General features: G+C 63.2%; 12 protein-coding genes. All 12 read right to left on the bottom strand.

The window, feature by feature from the left end; translation table 11 throughout:
* Positions 1 to 94: 94 nt before the first annotated feature.
* The 12 genes from NKH04_RS13390 to murG all read right to left on the bottom strand — a co-directional run bounded on the left by NKH04_RS13390 (position 95) and on the right by murG (position 15,930).
* The gene (locus tag NKH04_RS13390) at positions 95 to 787 is read right to left on the bottom strand and encodes a DUF2461 domain-containing protein (protein ID WP_353014979.1); all 693 of its coding nucleotides are present in this window, start codon (positions 785 to 787) and stop codon (positions 95 to 97) included.
* The gene (gene ligA / locus NKH04_RS13385; protein WP_353044426.1) at positions 787 to 2,994 is read right to left on the bottom strand and encodes an NAD-dependent DNA ligase LigA; all 2,208 of its coding nucleotides are present in this window, start codon (positions 2,992 to 2,994) and stop codon (positions 787 to 789) included. The genes NKH04_RS13390 and ligA overlap by 1 nt, the downstream gene beginning before the upstream one ends.
* A gap of 242 nt (positions 2,995 to 3,236) precedes the next feature.
* Positions 3,237 to 4,910, bottom strand: coding sequence for a DNA repair protein RecN (gene recN / locus NKH04_RS13380; RefSeq protein WP_353044425.1), 1,674 nt, complete (start codon positions 4,908 to 4,910; stop codon positions 3,237 to 3,239).
* Between the two features lie 13 nt (positions 4,911 to 4,923).
* Positions 4,924 to 5,793, bottom strand: a complete 870-nt coding sequence (locus NKH04_RS13375) for an outer membrane protein assembly factor BamD (protein ID WP_353044424.1) — start codon at positions 5,791 to 5,793, stop codon at positions 4,924 to 4,926.
* Between the two features lie 204 nt (positions 5,794 to 5,997).
* A complete protein-coding gene (lpxC, locus tag NKH04_RS13370; protein ID WP_352471566.1) occupies positions 5,998 to 6,945 on the bottom strand; it encodes a UDP-3-O-acyl-N-acetylglucosamine deacetylase in 948 nt (315 codons plus the stop codon).
* 279 nt (positions 6,946 to 7,224) lie between these two features.
* A complete protein-coding gene (ftsZ, locus tag NKH04_RS13365) occupies positions 7,225 to 8,895 on the bottom strand; it encodes a cell division protein FtsZ (RefSeq protein ID WP_254818983.1) in 1,671 nt (556 codons plus the stop codon).
* Between the two features lie 68 nt (positions 8,896 to 8,963).
* Complete coding sequence (gene ftsA, locus NKH04_RS13360; RefSeq protein WP_352471565.1) at positions 8,964 to 10,271, bottom strand: cell division protein FtsA; 1,308 nt, start codon at positions 10,269 to 10,271, stop codon at positions 8,964 to 8,966.
* Complete coding sequence (locus tag NKH04_RS13355) at positions 10,268 to 11,209, bottom strand: cell division protein FtsQ/DivIB (protein ID WP_352456163.1); 942 nt, start codon at positions 11,207 to 11,209, stop codon at positions 10,268 to 10,270. The genes ftsA and NKH04_RS13355 overlap by 4 nt, the downstream gene beginning before the upstream one ends.
* Positions 11,197 to 12,123, bottom strand: a complete 927-nt coding sequence (locus NKH04_RS13350) for a D-alanine--D-alanine ligase (RefSeq protein WP_352471563.1) — start codon at positions 12,121 to 12,123, stop codon at positions 11,197 to 11,199. The genes NKH04_RS13355 and NKH04_RS13350 overlap by 13 nt, the downstream gene beginning before the upstream one ends.
* Positions 12,124 to 12,437: 314 nt before the next feature.
* Positions 12,438 to 13,403 (bottom strand): UDP-N-acetylmuramate dehydrogenase, encoded by a 966-nt coding sequence (gene murB, locus NKH04_RS13345; RefSeq protein ID WP_353044423.1) that lies wholly within the window; start codon positions 13,401 to 13,403, stop codon positions 12,438 to 12,440.
* Entirely contained in the window at positions 13,400 to 14,806 is a 1,407-nt protein-coding gene (gene murC / locus NKH04_RS13340) for a UDP-N-acetylmuramate--L-alanine ligase (RefSeq protein WP_353044422.1), read from the bottom strand. The genes murB and murC overlap by 4 nt, the downstream gene beginning before the upstream one ends.
* A complete protein-coding gene (murG, locus tag NKH04_RS13335) occupies positions 14,803 to 15,930 on the bottom strand; it encodes an undecaprenyldiphospho-muramoylpentapeptide beta-N-acetylglucosaminyltransferase (RefSeq protein ID WP_353044421.1) in 1,128 nt (375 codons plus the stop codon). Before murG ends, murC begins: the two co-directional genes overlap by 4 nt.

The raw sequence follows: 15,930 nt of genomic DNA, 5'->3' as shown, positions 1-15,930 counted from the left end.
AGAGAGAGCGGCCCGGCTTGTCACACCAATTTGCTTGAGGCAAACGATCAGCGGAAATGATGGCTGAAGCGTCGCGGCAAGCTCGCTTCCGAGCCTAGCGCGGCGAAGCCTTGCCTTCGATCGCCCTGCCCCAGTCAAGCAGCGGTTTTGCCTGCATGACGAAGTCGACGAGTTCGTCGACCAATCCAGCTCCGTAGATATCCGCCGGCTCGATTGCGTGCCGGACGGCAAAATGCCGGTTGCGGATCGCGGCAGCGAGATCGGGCTCGGCGATATGCTCGAAGCCGCGCGGCGTGCGCTTCATGCAGCCGTCCGGGTCGAGCTCGAGGCCGTTCTTCTTCAGCGCCGCAACGAGGCTACGGAATTCAGCGGGCCGCTTCGCGATCGCGTTGCGCAGCGCCAGCAATAGCTCCGGTCCGGGCTGCCACCAGGCAATGGCGGCAAAGCAGCGCTCCAGCCCGATATGGACGTAAAACACGCCCTGTTCCATCTTGGTGCCGTCGGGCGAAAGGATCGCCGACAAATGCCGGTTATAAGGCCGTTTGTCCTTGGCAAAACGCACGTCGCGATTAATCCGGAACAGCGATTTCTTGCGGTCGCCGCGCAGGCCGAGCCCCAATGCCGTGAAGCGCTCGGAGAGCGTCTCGACCAGATCGCCGAAGGGATCGCGCAGGTCGCGCTCGAAAAGATCGCGGTTTTCCAAAAACCACTCCCGGCTCTGATGAAAATCCAGCGCCTTGAGGAAGGGAATGGCCTTTTGCCCAAATCCATTGAACGCAGCCGCCATCACCCGCCCTTGCCAATCCGCTGCAGCCAGGTGTCCTCGTCGATCACCTCGATGCCGAATTTGGTCGCATCCTTCAGCTTGGAACCGGCGCCTGGCCCTGCCACCAGGAGATCGGTCTTCGCGGAAACCGAGCCGGCGACCTTCGCCCCGAGACGTTCGGCCATCGCCTTGGCCTCGGGGCGCGTCATCTTTTCCAGCGTGCCTGTAAACACGATTGTCTTGCCGGCGACCGCACTATCGGCTGAGACGTTCACAATGTACGGCTTCGGGTGGACCTGTGTGAGCAGCGCTTCAAGTACGGCGTCGTTGCGTTCATTGCCGAAGAAATCGCGAAGCGCGCCTATCACAGTATCGCCGATGCCGTTGATCGAAGGAAAAACGGTGTGTGGATCGGCTGCTGCTGCTGTCTCCTTGCCAATGCGGATCAACTCCTCGATCGTCGAGAAGGTTCGGGCGAGCACAGCGGCCGTCGTTTCGCCGATATGGCGGATGCCCAGCGCAAAGATGAAGCGATCGAGTTCGGGTTCGCGGCGGGCGTCGATGGCAGCGAAGAGCTTGTCGAGGCCGTCATAGTTGCGTTCCTCGACGCTGCGTACATTCTTGCGCGTTTTGCCCGATGCGGCCTCGCGCTGCCTGGCCTGCTCCTCCCGTCGCTCCGCCAGCGCCTTGGTGACGGCGGGACGGCGGTCCCGGAGGGTGAAGATATCGGCGGCTGTCTTGACCAACCCGGCATTGAAGAACAGGTCTATGTTTTCAGCGCCCAGGCCTTCGATATCCATGGCGCCGCGCGACACAAAGTGGCGTAATCCTTCCACGGCCTGCGCGGGGCAGATCAGCTCGCCGGTGCACCGTCGGCGGGAATCCTCCTTGCCGGTCTTCTCGTTGATCTCGCGCGTTGCGGGTGAGCCGCAGATCGGACATTTGTGCGGGAATTCGTAGGGCACGGCATCTGGCGGACGCTTGTCGACGACGACGCTGACGATCTGCGGAATGACGTCCCCTGCCCGCTGGATGACCACCGTGTCGCCGATACGGATGTCGTTGCCGTCGCGGATCGGCTGGCCGTTGCTGTCCAGACCCTTGATGTAGTCTTCGTTGTGAAGCGTGACATTTTCGACCACGACGCCGCCGACCGTGACGGGCGCAAGCCGGGCAACGGGCGCCAGCGTACCGGTACGGCCGACCTGAATGTCGATCCTGAGCACGGTCGTCATCGCCTGTTCGGCCGGAAATTTATGAGCGATCGCCCAGCGTGGTTCGCCGGTGACGAAGCCCCATCTGCGCTGCAACTCCAATTGGTCGACCTTGTAGACGACGCCGTCGATGTCGTAGCCGAGCGATGAGCGCTGGGCCTCGATAAGGTGATAATGCGCGATCAGTTCGTCGACCGACTTTGCCCGGACCATCAGCGGACTGACCTTGAACCCCCACTCCGCGAATTTTTGCACGGAATCGTATTGGGTCGGAGCTGGATCCTTTGAAGTATAGCCCCAGGCGTAGGCAAAGAATTTGAGGTTGCGGCTGGCGGTAACCGACGGGTCCTTCTGGCGCAGCGATCCGGCCGCCGTGTTACGCGGATTGACGTAATCCTGGCCGCCTATCGCCGCCGAACGCTGCTTCAGCGCCTCGAATTCCGCGTAGGTCATATAGACCTCACCGCGTATTTCGATGACCTCGGGCCAGTCCGATCCCTTCAAGGTCTTGGGAATATCGGCGATGGTCTTGAGATTGGCGGTGATGTCCTCGCCGACGACGCCGTCGCCGCGCGTTGCCCCCTGCACGAACACACCGCCTTCATACCGCAGGGAAGCCGATAGCCCATCGATCTTCGGCTCAGCCGTGAAGGCGATGTTCAGCTCCTTGTCGCGATCAAAGAATCGCCGGCCCCGTTCTATGAAGTCCGCGACGTCCTGGTCGGTATAGGCCTTGGCGAGGCTGAGCATCGGCACCGCGTGGCGCACCTTTGCAAAACCTTCCGCCGGCGGCGCGCCGACCCTGCGTGAGGGCGAATCCTCGCGCACAAGATGCGGGAACTGCTGCTCGATGGCGAGGTTGCGCCGGGTCAGCGCGTCATATTCCGCATCCGTGATTATAGGCGCGTCCTCGCCATGGTAGCGCCGGTCGTGCTCGGCGATCTCCTGCGCCAACCGCTTCAACTCGCTTGCCGCCTCGCTTTCGCTGAGCGAATCGATTGGTTTTTCGTCCATGCACTGCTCCCTCCACGGTGGCGCGACACAATAGAACAGGATTTTCTCATGAGGGAGAGACCAGACACAGAAAATCATTCCTGAACAGCAGGATGGCGCCATACCCTGACTCAGGTCACGAGCGCCGGAAACGAACTCGCCTGGAGCAATTCCAGGAAAAGTGTGAAACGGTTTTCCGTCCGGAACTGCGCAGAAACAAAGAGGTAGAGCGGTTCGGCGTTTCGGTGAAACGATGAACAGCTCTACGCTGCCGCGGTGTTCTCCCGCAGCAGCCGCTCGGCCGCCGCACGCGCCTCGTCGGTGATGGTGGCACCGGCGAGCATGCGTGCGATCTCTTCCTGCCGCGCCGCCCGGTCCATCTCGGCGATGCCGGTCGAGACCCGGTCGGCACCGCCCGATTTGGAGATCAGGAAATGCGTCGCCGCGCGCGCCGCCACTTGCGGTGCATGCGTGACCGAAAGCACCTGCACGCGTTTTGCCAGCCGCGCCAGCCGCTGGCCGATGGCGTCGGCAACCGCGCCGCCGACGCCGGTGTCAATTTCGTCGAAGACCAAGGTCGGCGCCGACCCGCGATCAGCCAGCGCGACTTTGAGCGCCAGCAGGAAACGCGAAAGCTCGCCGCCGGAAGCGACCTTCATCATAGGGCCGGGCCTGGTGCCGGGATTGGTCCGCACCCAGAACTCGACCTGGTCGATGCCTTCTTCCATGCGGCTCTCGGCATCGCTAGCGATCTCGACGATGAACTCGGCGCGTTCGAGCTTCAGCGCCGGCAGTTCGGCCATCACCGCCTTGCTCAGCCCGACAGCCGCCGCATGGCGAAGCGACGACAGCTGGGCCGCTGCAATGTCATAGGCCTGGCGCGCCGCCGCAGCCTGTTTCTCCAGCGCCTGCAGGCGCTCTTCGCCGGCGTCGAGATCGGCAAGGTCGGCAGCCATGGTGTCACGCAATTGCGCCAGGTCATCGACGGCGACGCTGTGCTTGCGCGAGGCGGCACGCAGCGAAAACAGCCGCTCCTCAGCCTTCTCCAGCCGCTGCGGATCATATTCGGTGGCGCGAAGTGCTGCTTCGACGCCCGACTGCGCCGCGTCGAGCGACAGCATCGCCTCGTCGAGCGACTTGACGACATCCTCGAGCAGCCCGGGCGCTTCGGTGACCTTGCGCTGCAGCCGCCTGAGCAGGCTGGCCAGTTGCGGCAAGGGCGAGGACGGACCCGAGAGCACATCCTGCGCATCATGGATTTCCGAGGCGATCTTTTCGGCACGCATCATCAAGGCGCGCAATTCGGCCAGCTCGGTCTCTTCGCCAGGTTGCGGATCGAGCCTGGTCAATTCGGCGACCGCTGCACGCAGATAATCGGCCTCACGGGCAGCTGCTTCGACTTTGGCCCGGTGCCGTGAAAATTCCTGCTCGCAGGTACGCCAATGCCGCCACGCCTCGCCGGTTGCCCGAGCAGCGCCGAGATGGCCGCCGAAACTGTCGAGCAACTCGCGATGGGCGCCGGGATCGACCAAAGCGCGCTCGTCATGCTGGCCGTGGATCTCGACCAGCGCACGGCCGATGTCGCGCATCAGCGTCACGCTGGACGGCTGGTCGTTGACGAACACGCGCGTGCGGCCGTCAGCCGTCTGGACGCGGCGCAGGATGATGTCGCCGTCGTCCTCGATGGCATTCTCGGCAAGCAACATGCGAGCCGCGTGGTTGCGCGGCACGTCGAACACGGCGATGATCTGGCCTTGTGCCGCGCCATGCCGCACCAGCGAAGCGTCGCCGCGGGCGCCAAGCGCCAGCGACAATGCGTCGAGCAGGATGGATTTTCCGGCGCCGGTTTCGCCTGTAAGGACCGAAAGGCCGGACGAGAAGTCGATGTCCAGCTTCTCGATCAGAACGATATCGCGGATCGACAGTCTGGAGAGCATGGTGACGCGCCGCTCAGGCGCCGGTGATCAGCTTCCCGGCCTTGGAGATCCACGATCCGGCATTCTCGCGCGGCTCGAGCCCACCACTCTGCAGGAGCTTGTAGGAGTCCTTGTACCACTGGCTGTCGGGATAGTTGGTGCCGAGCACGGCCGCAGCGGTCTGGGCTTCCGACGTCAGCCCCATCGCATAGTAGCTCTCGGTCAGACGCGCCAGCGCTTCCTCGACATGACGTGTGTTGGAATAGTTCTCCACGACGTTGCGGAACCGTTTAACGGCCGCGATATATTCGCGGCGCTCGAGATAGTAGCGGCCGATCTGCATCTCCTTGCCGGCGAGCTGATCGTTGGCGAAGCGGATCTTCTCCTTGGCATCATCAACATATTCGGAAGTCGGCCAGCGCGTTACCAGATCCTGCATCGTCTGCGCGGTAAGACGCGCTTCCTTCTGGTCCTGGGTGATGTCCTTGATCTGGCGGTAGTAGCTCAGCCCGATAATATACTGGGCATAGGCTGCATCGTCGGTCGACGGGTAGAGGGTCAGGTAGCGCTTGGCCGAACCGATCGCCTCATCGTAATTGCCCTGACGGTAGTCGGCAAAGGCACCCATCACCATCGATTTGCGGGCGAATTCGGAATATGGATGCTGGCGGTCGACGGCATCGAACTTGCGGCTTGCCTCCTGCAGTCGCCCGGCATTCAGATTGGCGAGACCCTGATTGTAGAGCACGTCGGCCGGCTCGGTCTGATCGACATAGGTCGACAGATCGACGTCCTTCTCGGACGACATGCAGGCCGACAGAAACAGCGATGGAACGACCACCGAAAGCGCCAGGAAAACAGCCCGCCGCGGCGCCTTCGATTGACCAACTCGCTTGAAAAACATGTTTGGATTCCGCCCTTTCGGCGTCATTTCAGTCGACGGCAGCAGCCATAAACCATAATTGCCTTGCCCGGCAACGCTATCCCCGGCCAATCGCACATTTTTGTGGCGCTTTGGCGCTACCTGGAAAGCTGTGTAATTTGGCAGGCCGGTGATGCATCCATGCAACACAGCTTGACCGCAACGGGAGCCGCAAGACCTTAAGAATCAGATCATCCAGGGCGCATAGAGGGGTGCGTTGACGGCGCTCATCTCCGCGGTACGCCCGCGCTCGCGGCGCGTCGTCTCAACGATCTCGAAAGCCGAACGGTCGGACAAGAGACGGCGCAGCGCAGCTGCGTTCAGCCTGTGGCCGCCACGATAGGAGCGGAAGCAGCCGATGAACCGGGCACCGGCGAGCGCCAGGTCGCCCATCGCATCCATCGTCTTGTGGCGCGCGAACTCGTTGGGATAGCGCAGGCCTCCCATATTGATCACGCGGTTGTCGTCGCCGATCACCAGGGAGTTTTCCAACGAGGAGCCGAGCGCATAGCCGGCCGCCCACAGCCGCTCGACGTCCTTCATGAAACCGAAAGTGCGGGCCCGCGCGACGTCACGCCGGAAAATGTCGGCGTTCATGTCGGATGCAAAAAGCTGGCGCCCGATCGCCGGGCTTTCGAAATCGATCTCGATCTCGAAGCGCGTGCCGTCATAGGGCCGGAACTCCGCCCAGCAGGCGCCGTTCTCGATGCGAACCGGCTTGACCACCCTGATGTAGCGACGCTTGACCGGCAGCGTTTCGACGCCTGCCTGGTCAATGGCCTCGATGAACATCACTGCGCTACCGTCGAGGATAGGCACCTCATGGCCGTCGATTTCGATGACGAGATTGTCGATCCCAAGCCCGAAAAGCGTCGCCATCAGATGCTCGACCGTGGCAATGTGCTCGCCCTGCGGATCGCCGAGCATGGTGCAGAGGTCGGTGGCACCGACCTCGGAAACGAGCGCGCGAAATTCGTGGCTTCCGCTTGCATTCGAAAGCTGGAAGACGACACCCGTATCGGCGTCCGCCGGCAGGAAATGGACGGTGACCGGATTGCCACTGTGAACGCCGATGCCGGTCAGCGTCGCACGCGATTTAAGTGTCGTCTGATAGTCGTGCAAAACAATCCCCATAGCCCATGCTGCCTAGGTCCGCTTCATCTGCCCTGAGGGCGCGGCTCTTGATTAATCGGCAGGCAGGGCCACTTCCCCGAGACTCCCAGCAAACCGACTTTGGTCGGTGGCGAAGATAATGGTCCCGCAGGGAGACTCCAAATCACGGTTTCTTACTCGTTGTAACCGCGCTCCAGCGCGGGATTGCCCCGTAAGTCCTTGTTTTGAAATTGCTTTTAATATTAACAGGCGAACAGTTTCCTGCTCGCCTGTTAATAACTGTTACGAACCGTTAACAGATCAATTGGCCTGTCGGCGCAGGAAGGCGGGAATCTCCAACTGATCGTCTTCCTGGACAGCCCGGCTCTGCGGCGTCAGTCGGCCCTGCTCGTCCAGCTGGCCGCGGCGCGGCGCGTAAAGCTGTGGATCCTGGCTGGCAAGGCGGCGCACTTCCGCCGGCGCCTGGCGCAGTTTCGGTTCGCGCGGCTGCGCCGGCTGCAGCCTTGCAGGCTCCTCTTCGCGGCGGGTCAAGCCGTTGGTCAGGCGCTTGAGCAAGCCCATCGGGCCGCTGTTTTCGTGGTCGGCCGGGCGCGCCTTGGCCTCCACTTCGGCCTTCACCTGCGGCGGGAAATCCTCGACCCGCGGCATGCGCTGGGGTGCCGCGGCAACCGGCTGCGGCATTTCACGATGCGGAGCGGGCTGCATCGCTTGCTGAACCGCTGGCTGCATCATTGGCTGCGGTTGAGCGGGAGGCGCCTGGAAAATCTTGCTCTGCGGACGGAAGTCTTCCGCATGGGCGACCGGTGCCGGGCGGGCCTGCGCCATCGCTGCCGCATTCGCTTCGGCGAGCTGAATGGCCTCGGCGACCGGGTCGGCAGCACGTGGTTCATAGATTGGTTGCTGGACAGGCGCCGGGCGCATTTCCGTGACCTGGGCCGCCGGGCGGCTGACCGGCTTCGGCGGAGCCGCGCGGATGGCGATCGGCGCGGCAGCGATTTCGGCCGCCGATTTGTCGATGCCGGTGGCGACCACCGACACGCGGATGACGCCTTCGAGTTCCTCGTCGAAGGTGGCGCCCAGAATGATGTTGGCGTCCTGGTCGACCTCTTCGCGAATGCGGGTTGCCGCCTCATCGACTTCGAACAGGGTCAGGTCACGGCCGCCGGTGATCGAGATCAGCAGGCCCTTGGCGCCCTTCATCGAGGTCTCGTCGAGCAGCGGGTTGGCGATGGCGGCTTCCGCCGCGGCCATTGCGCGGCCCTCGCCCGAAGCCTCGCCGGTTCCCATCATCGCCTTGCCCATTTCGCGCATGACCGAGCGGACGTCGGCGAAGTCGAGATTGATCAGGCCTTCCTTGACCATCAGGTCGGTAATGCAGGCAACGCCCGAATAGAGCACCTGGTCGGCCATCGCGAAGGCATCGGCGAAGGTGGTCTTGTCATTGGCCAGCCGGAACAGGTTCTGGTTGGGAATGACGATCAGGGTATCGACGCATTTCTGCAGTTCCTCGATACCCATGTCGGCCGTCTTCATGCGGCGCTGGCCTTCGAAGTGGAACGGCTTGGTGACGACGCCGACGGTGAGGATACCCTTTTCGCGGGCAGCGCGGGCAACGACGGGAGCCGCCCCGGTGCCGGTGCCGCCGCCCATGCCGGCAGTGACGAAGCACATATGCGTGTTGGAGAGATGATCGATGATCTCGTCGATGCATTCCTCCGCCGCCGCGCGCCCGACTTCAGGCTGCGATCCGGCGCCGAGACCTTCGGTGACATGCGCGCCGAGCTGGATCAGCCGCTCGGCCTTCGACATCGTCAGTGCCTGCGCGTCGGTGTTGGCCACCACGAACTCGACGCCGCGCAAGCCGGCGGTGATCATGTTGTTGACGGCATTGCCGCCGCCGCCGCCGACACCGAACACGGTGATGCGCGGCTTGAGCTCGGTGATATCCGGCTTCTGCAGATTGATGGTCATTGTCTTCGTCCTTTGCCTTTCCCGCCGCTTCGCCGCCGCGGCCGCCTATGGGGCTGTCCCCGTCAAAATTAAAAACTGTCTCTCAACCACTGACTCATTCGATGCAGTTTTCCGCCTGTTCCGGTCATCCGAAGACCGGAAATTCCCTTCGCCGGCCGGCTCTCGAAGCTCGCCATCTGTGGATAGATCAGAAGTCCGACCGGGGTCGAGAAAGCCGGCCCCTTGGCCGCCTCGGGCAAGCCTGCCACGCCAAGCGGGCGTCCGATGCGCACATTGCGGCCGAGAATGCGGCGTGCAGCTTCTGGCAGGCCGGCAAGCTGGCTGGCACCGCCGGTCAGCACCACGCGCTTGCCGACGGCGTTGCCGTAGCCGGATTTGTTCAGCCGGTCGCGCAGCAATTCCAGCGTCTCGTCGATGCGGGCGCGGATGATGCGCGTCATCACCGAGCGCGGGATCTGCAACGGCACCTCGCCGTCCTCGCCGATCGGATGGATGGAAACCAGGTCGCGGTCGTCGGCACTGCCAGGCAGCGCCGAGCCATGCATCACTTTCAGCCTTTCGGCGGCATCGAGCGAGGTCGACAGGCCCTTGGCCATATCCAGCGTGACGTGGTTGCCGCCGATCGCGATGGCATCGCCATGGACGAACTTGCCTTCCGAAAACACCGAGATCGTCGTCGTGCCGCCGCCCATGTCGATGCAGGCCGCGCCCATTTCGAGCTCGTCGTCGACGAGCGCAGCAAGCCCACTGGCATAGGGCGTCGCCACCATGCGTTCAACCGACAGATGCGAGCGGTTGATGCAGAGCTCCAGATTGCGCAAGGGCGCTGCGTCGCCTGTCAGCACGTGCATGTCGACCCCAAGCTGGTCGCCAACCATGCCGCGCGGATCGCGCACACCGCGCTCGGCATCCAGCGAAAAGGCTACGGGAAGCGAATGGATCACCTCGCGCTCGGCCCGCAACGCCTGCTTGGCGCCGGCGGCAAGCACGCGCTTGATGTCGGCCTCGTCGGCCTCATGGCCGCCGAGATTGATGGTGGCCGAAAAAGCCTCGCTCTTCAGCCGGCCGGCAGTCATGTTGACGATCAGCGAATCGACCGTCAGTCCCGCCATGCGTTCGGCGGCGTCGACGGCAAGACGGATGGCGTGCTCGGCACGGTCGAGATCGATGACGACGCCGGATTTCACGCCTTGCGATTTCTGGTGGCCGATGCCGATCACCTGGACGCGATGCGAGCGTCCGCGCAGCAGCTTGCCATCCTCGCGCGGCTTGAGTTTGGCCACCACGCAGCAGACCTTGCTGGACCCGACATCCAGCACCGTCAGGATGCCGGACCGGCGCGACGAGGCATCGCTATTGCCGCCAAGCCAGCTCATATCTTCGTCTCCGGCTTGCGCTTCAGCATCTTGGGCTTTTCGTCGAGCGCGGCTTGGCGCTGTGTCGCCGCTTCCGGCGTCAACTGGACGACCAGACGATCGGAAAGGCGCATGTCGACGGCGGCGATGTCGCGCGTCAAAAGCCCGTTCTCGTGATCCATCCTGACCAGGTCGGCAATCGCCTGGTCCTCACCGTCTTCGGGAAGCTTGATCGTGATGCCGTTTTCAAGCTTGAGATCCCAGCGCCGTTCGCCGATGCGGATATAGCCCTTGATCCGCGCGGCGAGCTCCGGATAATTCTTGATCTTGGCCAGGAAATCCGGCGCTTTGGCCGGTGCGCCGGTGCCGATAATCAGCGGCAGCAATATCTGCTTGCCGCCGGAGAACGGCGCAATGACGGTGCCGGATTTCTCGATGACCGAAAGCGCGCTGCCTTGCTGCCACAACGCGAACGGCTCGCGCTCCTCGACGCGCACTTCCAGCGTATGCGGGTAGACCTTGCGCACTGCCGCGGCTTCGACCCAGGGCAGCGTGGTGATGCGTTCGCGCGCGGCTTCGGCATCGAAGCCGATCAGCGAGGTCCAGCCGTCGAGTTCCAGCCTGTCGAGAATATCGATCTCGGACGTTTCGCGGTTGCCGACGACCTTGACCTGGTCGACGGCAAAGCCGGTGCGGGCAGTGACACTCTGGACGATGGCGTCGGAATATCCGCCGAGATAGGCGCCATAGGCACTGCTCGAAACAAGCAGTGCCGCCGACAGCATGGCAGCGCAATAGGGCGGCGCTTCGAAGTCGCCTTCGCCGAGGCGCGCCAGCACGCGCACCGGCCGGCGGAGCAGGCGCGGCAGCACGAAATGGTCGAACGACAACGGCATGCCGAACAGCGCCGGCCCGGCCGCGCCCTTCCCCTTGCCCTGTCCCCACTTCAACGCAGACACGAAGCGTCCTCCACCATCCAACTCAACAAATCGCCGAACGAGTGTCCCGCTTGCGCGGCGATTTCCGGCACCAAAGACGTCGGCGTCATGCCCGGCTGGGTGTTGACCTCGAGCCAGACAATTTCGCCGTTTTCGGAGTGACGATCGTCATAACGGAAGTCCGACCGGGAAACGCCCCGACAGCCGATAGCTTGGTGAGCCTTGAGCGTCAGTGTCTGTATTTTTTGGTAAATATTCGGTGAAAGTTTTGCCGGGCATTCGTGTTTTGATCCTCCCGCGACGTATTTTGAATCATAGTCGTAGAAGGAATGGCCGGTCGGGATGATCTCGCAGACACCGAGCGCCACATCGCCCATCACCGCGCAGGTCAATTCCCGCCCGTGCACATAACGCTCGACCATCACCGTATCGCCATATCTCCACTCGGACGAGCCGATGATCTGCGGCGGATGCGACTGGCCTTCATGGACGATGACGACACCGAAGCTCGACCCTTCGTTGACCGGCTTGACGACATAGGGCGGCTTCATCGGGTGCTTGTTCTGAATGGCGAAGCGATTGGCTACCTTCGATTCCGCCACCGGAATGCCTCCCGCCTTGGCGACCTTCTTGGCCTGTTCCTTGTTCATCGCGAGCGCCGAGGCAAGCACGCCGGAATGGGTGTACGGAATGGCGAGGTACTCGAGGATGCCCTGGATGGTGCCGTCCTCGCCGAAAGGGCCGTGCAGCGCATTGAAGACGACGTCAGGCTTGAGCGCGCTGAGCACCGAGCCGATGTCGCGCGAGACGTCGACGCGGGTGACTTGGTAGCCCTCTCCCTCGAGCGCATCGGCGCAGGCCTTACCCGACGACAGGGACACGGGCCGCTCGGACGAGAATCCCCCCAGAAGAACGGCCACATGCTTGCTTGTCATTCCCCGTCATTTCCTCTCACAGCAGGCCTGCACCATCGTGCATGCCCCGAAAAGCATCGCGCGCACTCAAATGCGCCCGAGCAACTTCGCTCCCGTGTTTCCGCAACATTGAGTCCGAGTCTCCCGGCAGGTTGCCCCCCAGACGGAAACGCGAGTAACGCGTCGAAACGACTCAAATCAGGAAACGCTTCAGGGCAGAGAATCAGAGAGTTGATTCGCTGGCAAGTGCTTACGATTCCGATGGATTCACTTTCCGCAAAAACGGCAGCAAAATGTGAATTCATGAGTCCGAAAGGCAACGGCGGTCAGCTTGCCTAAAGCAACTGCCCGAGAAATTCCTGGACGGCATGGCCCGGCCGAAAATTACCGATGCGCTTGATCTCCCACTGCAGCCGGATGCCTGATCTTTCGAGCACGCGCGCACGCACCGTCTCACCGAGATATTCAAGCTCGTAGCCCGTGGCCGTTCCGGTGTTGATCATGAAGTTGCAATGCATCGGCGACATCTGCGCCCCGCCGACCATCAGGCCGCGGCAGCCGGCCTTGTCGATCTCCTTCCAGGCGGAGGTGCCCTCAGGATTCTTGAAGGTAGAGCCACCGGTCTTTTCGCGGATCGGCTGCACGGTCTCGCGATGGTTCTGGACAGCATCCATCGCGGCCTTGATCGCCGCCTTGTCCTCAGGAATGCCTTCGAGCAGCGCCGACGTGAAGATCAGCCCGGACGGCGCCGCTGAACGGCGATAGGCATAGCCCATATCGGCATTGCTCAGCGTATGAACATTGCCCTTGCGGTCGAGTGCCCGTACCTCGACCACGCGCTCGCGCGTCTCGACGCCATTGGCGCCGGCGTTCATCCTCAGCGCTCCGCCAATGGCGCCGGGAATGCCGTGGTAGAAATGAAAGCCACCGATGCCGGCCTCGTAGGCAACGGCCGCAAGGCGCTTGTCGGGTGTCGCGGCACCCGCCTTGATCGTGGTCGGCGCAATCACTTCGGTCTCGCCAAAGCCTTTGGCCGAAAGCCGGATGACAAAGCCCGCAATGCCGCCGTCACGGACAAGCAAGTTCGAGCCGACGCCGACGATGGTCAGCGGAATTTCCTCCGGCACCGCCTTCAGGAACGTGGCAAGATCGTCCTCGTCGGCCGGCTGGAACAATGCGTCCGCCAGCCCGCCGGCTCGAAACCAGGTGATCTTGTCCATCTCGGCATTGGGCGTGATGCGGCCGCGCAGTCCGGCAAGCCGGTCGCCAAGCTTCTCGATCAACGCCTGGCCGCGCATCATGAGATGGTCCCGCCGAGTTCCTTGGGCAGCGCATAGGCCCATTGGGTGATGTTGCCGGCGCCGAGGAAGACGACGAAATCGCCCGGCTTCGCCACCTCGCGCACGATCGGCGCAATCGCCGCCGGACCTTCGATGTAGCGTGCGTCGCGATGGCCGCCGGAGCGGATGCGCGACACCAGTGCGTCGGACGTGACGCCGTCGATCGGTTCCTCGCCGGCTGCATAGACGGGCGCCACCATTACCGTATCGGCGTCGTTGAAGCAGACGGAAAACTCGTCGAACAGATCGCGCAGCCGGGTGAAGCGATGCGGTTGGGTAACGGCGATGATGCGACCCTTGGTAGCGCTGCGCGCAGCCTTCAGTACCGCCGTGATCTCGACCGGATGATGACCGTAATCGTCGAACACATCGACACCGTTCCACGAACCGGTATGGGTGAAGCGCCGCTTGACGCCGGCGAAAGACGACAGGCCCTTCTTGATTGCCTCAGCCGAAAGGCCGAGCTCATGCGCGACGGCAATCGCCGCCGTCGCATTGGAGACATTGTGGCGCCCGGGCATGGGCAGCCGCAGGCCTGATATCGTTATCTGGCCGTGCGTCTTGCGGTCGCGGATCACCACGTCGAATTCCGAGGTCGGGCCGTCCATGCGATGATTGGTGAAGCGCACGTCGGCCTGCGCATTTTCGCCATAGGTGATGACGCGCCGGTCCTCGATGCGGCCGACCAGCGCCTGCACCTCGGGATGGTCGGTGCACATCACACCAAAGCCGTAGAACGGCACATTCTCGACGAACTGACGAAACGCTTCGCGCACTTTGTCGAAGGAGCCGTAATGGTCGAGGTGCTCGGGGTCGATATTGGTGACGACGGCAATCTCGGCCGGCAGCTTGAGGAAGGTGCCGTCGCTCTCGTCGGCCTCGACCACCATCCATTCGCCGTCTCCCATGCGGGCATTGGTGCCATAGGCATTGATGATGCCGCCATTGATTACCGTCGGGTCGAGCCCGCCGGCTTCGAGTAGCGTCGCCACCATCGAAGTCGTCGTCGTCTTGCCATGCGTGCCGCCGATCGCCACCGCTTGGCGGAAACGCATCAGCTCTGCCAGCATCTCCGCGCGGCGGACAATGGGAAGCAATTTTTCCCGCGCGGCCTTCAGTTCCGGATTGGATTTCTTGATTGCGGTGGAGACGACGACCACTTCGGCCTCGCCGAGGTTCTCGGCCTGATGGCCGACGAAGCATTCGATGCCCTTGTCGCGCAGCCGCTGCACATTGGCGCTTTCGGCCTGGTCGGACCCTTGTACCTTGTAGCCGAGATTGTGCAGCACCTCGGCGATGCCGCTCATGCCGATGCCGCCAATGCCGATGAAATGCACGAGGCCGATCGTCTGCGGCATCTTCATGCGTGCGTCTCCTTCCTGAATTCCGAAACGGTTTTCCTGGACGCAATAGCCTCTGTCAGATCGGCGAGCAACCGCGCGGCATCCGGTTTTCCGGACGATTTCGCCGCCGCGGCCATTGTCGCCGCCTTGCCTGGATCATCCATCAGCCCACCGACAAGCACGGCGATCCGCTCCGCCGAAAGCGTGGATTGCGGATGCACCTCGGCGCCGCCCGCTGCCGCAAGGGCCGCCGCATTCGCCGCCTGGTCGTGGTCGAGCGCGTGCGGATAAGGCACCAGCAGCGCCGGCCGGCCGATCACCGCGATTTCCGATACGGTCGATGCGCCGGAGCGCGACATCACCAGATGCGCCGCCGCCAGCCGCGCCGCCATGTCGGTGAAGAAGGGCGACACCTCGGCCTCGATGTCAAGCGTGGCATAGGCCGCTTTCACCCGCGGCACATCGTCGGCGCGCGCCTGCTGGGTGATCGCCAGCCGCCTGCGCTGTGCATCGGAAAGCCGGGCGATCGCCGCCGGCACCGCATCGGAAAAGAACTGCGCGCCTTGGCTGCCGCCAAACACCAGAAATCGGAACGGCTCTTCACCGGCCGATGCGGCATAAGGCGTCTTCGCCGCTTCCAGCACTTGCGGCCTGACCGGATTGCCGGTGGTCACCGTCTTGACGCCTGTAGCACTTGTGTCTTCCGGCAGGAACCCACCGGCAATGGCGTCGACGCGGCCGGCAAGCGCCCGGTTGGCGCGGCCCATCACCGCGTTCTGCTCGTGGATCAGCGTCGGCACCTTGCGCCGGGTCGCCGCGTAAAGCGGCGGCAGCGTCGGATAGCCGCCGAAGCCGACCACGATGGCGGGCTTGATGCTGGCGATGAGGTTCGATGCCTGCCGCACCCCGCGCCAGATTTTCCAAAACGCGGCGAGCACGGCAAAAGGATTTTTCGACCCCATCGTCGCCGACTGGATCGAATGAATGGCGGCTGCCGGGAACCGCCCGGCAAAACGCTCGGCGCGCTCGTCCGTCGCCAGATGCATCGTCCAGCCGCGCCTGGTCAGTTCGTGCGCCAGTGCCTCGGCCGGGAACAGATGTCCGCCCGTGCCGCCTGCCGCCAGCAGGATGACCCCCTTCGCCAT

The organism is Mesorhizobium sp. M1365, assembly GCF_040317865.1.
Taxonomy (GTDB): Bacteria; Pseudomonadota; Alphaproteobacteria; order Rhizobiales; family Rhizobiaceae; genus Mesorhizobium.
The sequence above is the reverse complement of the archived record's forward strand: the minus strand, read 5'-3'. Positions and strand labels throughout refer to the sequence as shown.

Bases quoted from the DNA above. Each gene is read 5' to 3' on its own strand.
- lpxC (WP_352471566.1), bottom strand. From the start codon at position 6,945: ATGGGGATTGTTTTGCACGACTATCAGACGACACTTAAATCGCGTGCG.
- NKH04_RS13350 (WP_352471563.1), bottom strand. From the start codon at position 12,123: ATGACAAGCAAGCATGTGGCCGTTCTTCTGGGGGGATTCTCGTCCGAG.
- murB (WP_353044423.1), bottom strand. From the start codon at position 13,403: ATGATGCGCGGCCAGGCGTTGATCGAGAAGCTTGGCGACCGGCTTGCC.
- NKH04_RS13390 (WP_353014979.1), bottom strand. From the start codon at position 787: ATGGCGGCTGCGTTCAATGGATTTGGGCAAAAGGCCATTCCCTTCCTC.
- ftsA (WP_352471565.1), bottom strand. From the start codon at position 10,271: ATGAGCTGGCTTGGCGGCAATAGCGATGCCTCGTCGCGCCGGTCCGGC.
- ligA (WP_353044426.1), bottom strand. From the start codon at position 2,994: ATGGACGAAAAACCAATCGATTCGCTCAGCGAAAGCGAGGCGGCAAGC.
- NKH04_RS13375 (WP_353044424.1), bottom strand. From the start codon at position 5,793: ATGTTTTTCAAGCGAGTTGGTCAATCGAAGGCGCCGCGGCGGGCTGTT.
- murG (WP_353044421.1), bottom strand. From the start codon at position 15,930: ATGGCGAAGGGGGTCATCCTGCTGGCGGCAGGCGGCACGGGCGGACAT.
- ftsZ (WP_254818983.1), bottom strand. From the start codon at position 8,895: ATGACCATCAATCTGCAGAAGCCGGATATCACCGAGCTCAAGCCGCGC.
- recN (WP_353044425.1), bottom strand. From the start codon at position 4,910: ATGCTCTCCAGACTGTCGATCCGCGATATCGTTCTGATCGAGAAGCTG.
- murC (WP_353044422.1), bottom strand. From the start codon at position 14,806: ATGAAGATGCCGCAGACGATCGGCCTCGTGCATTTCATCGGCATTGGC.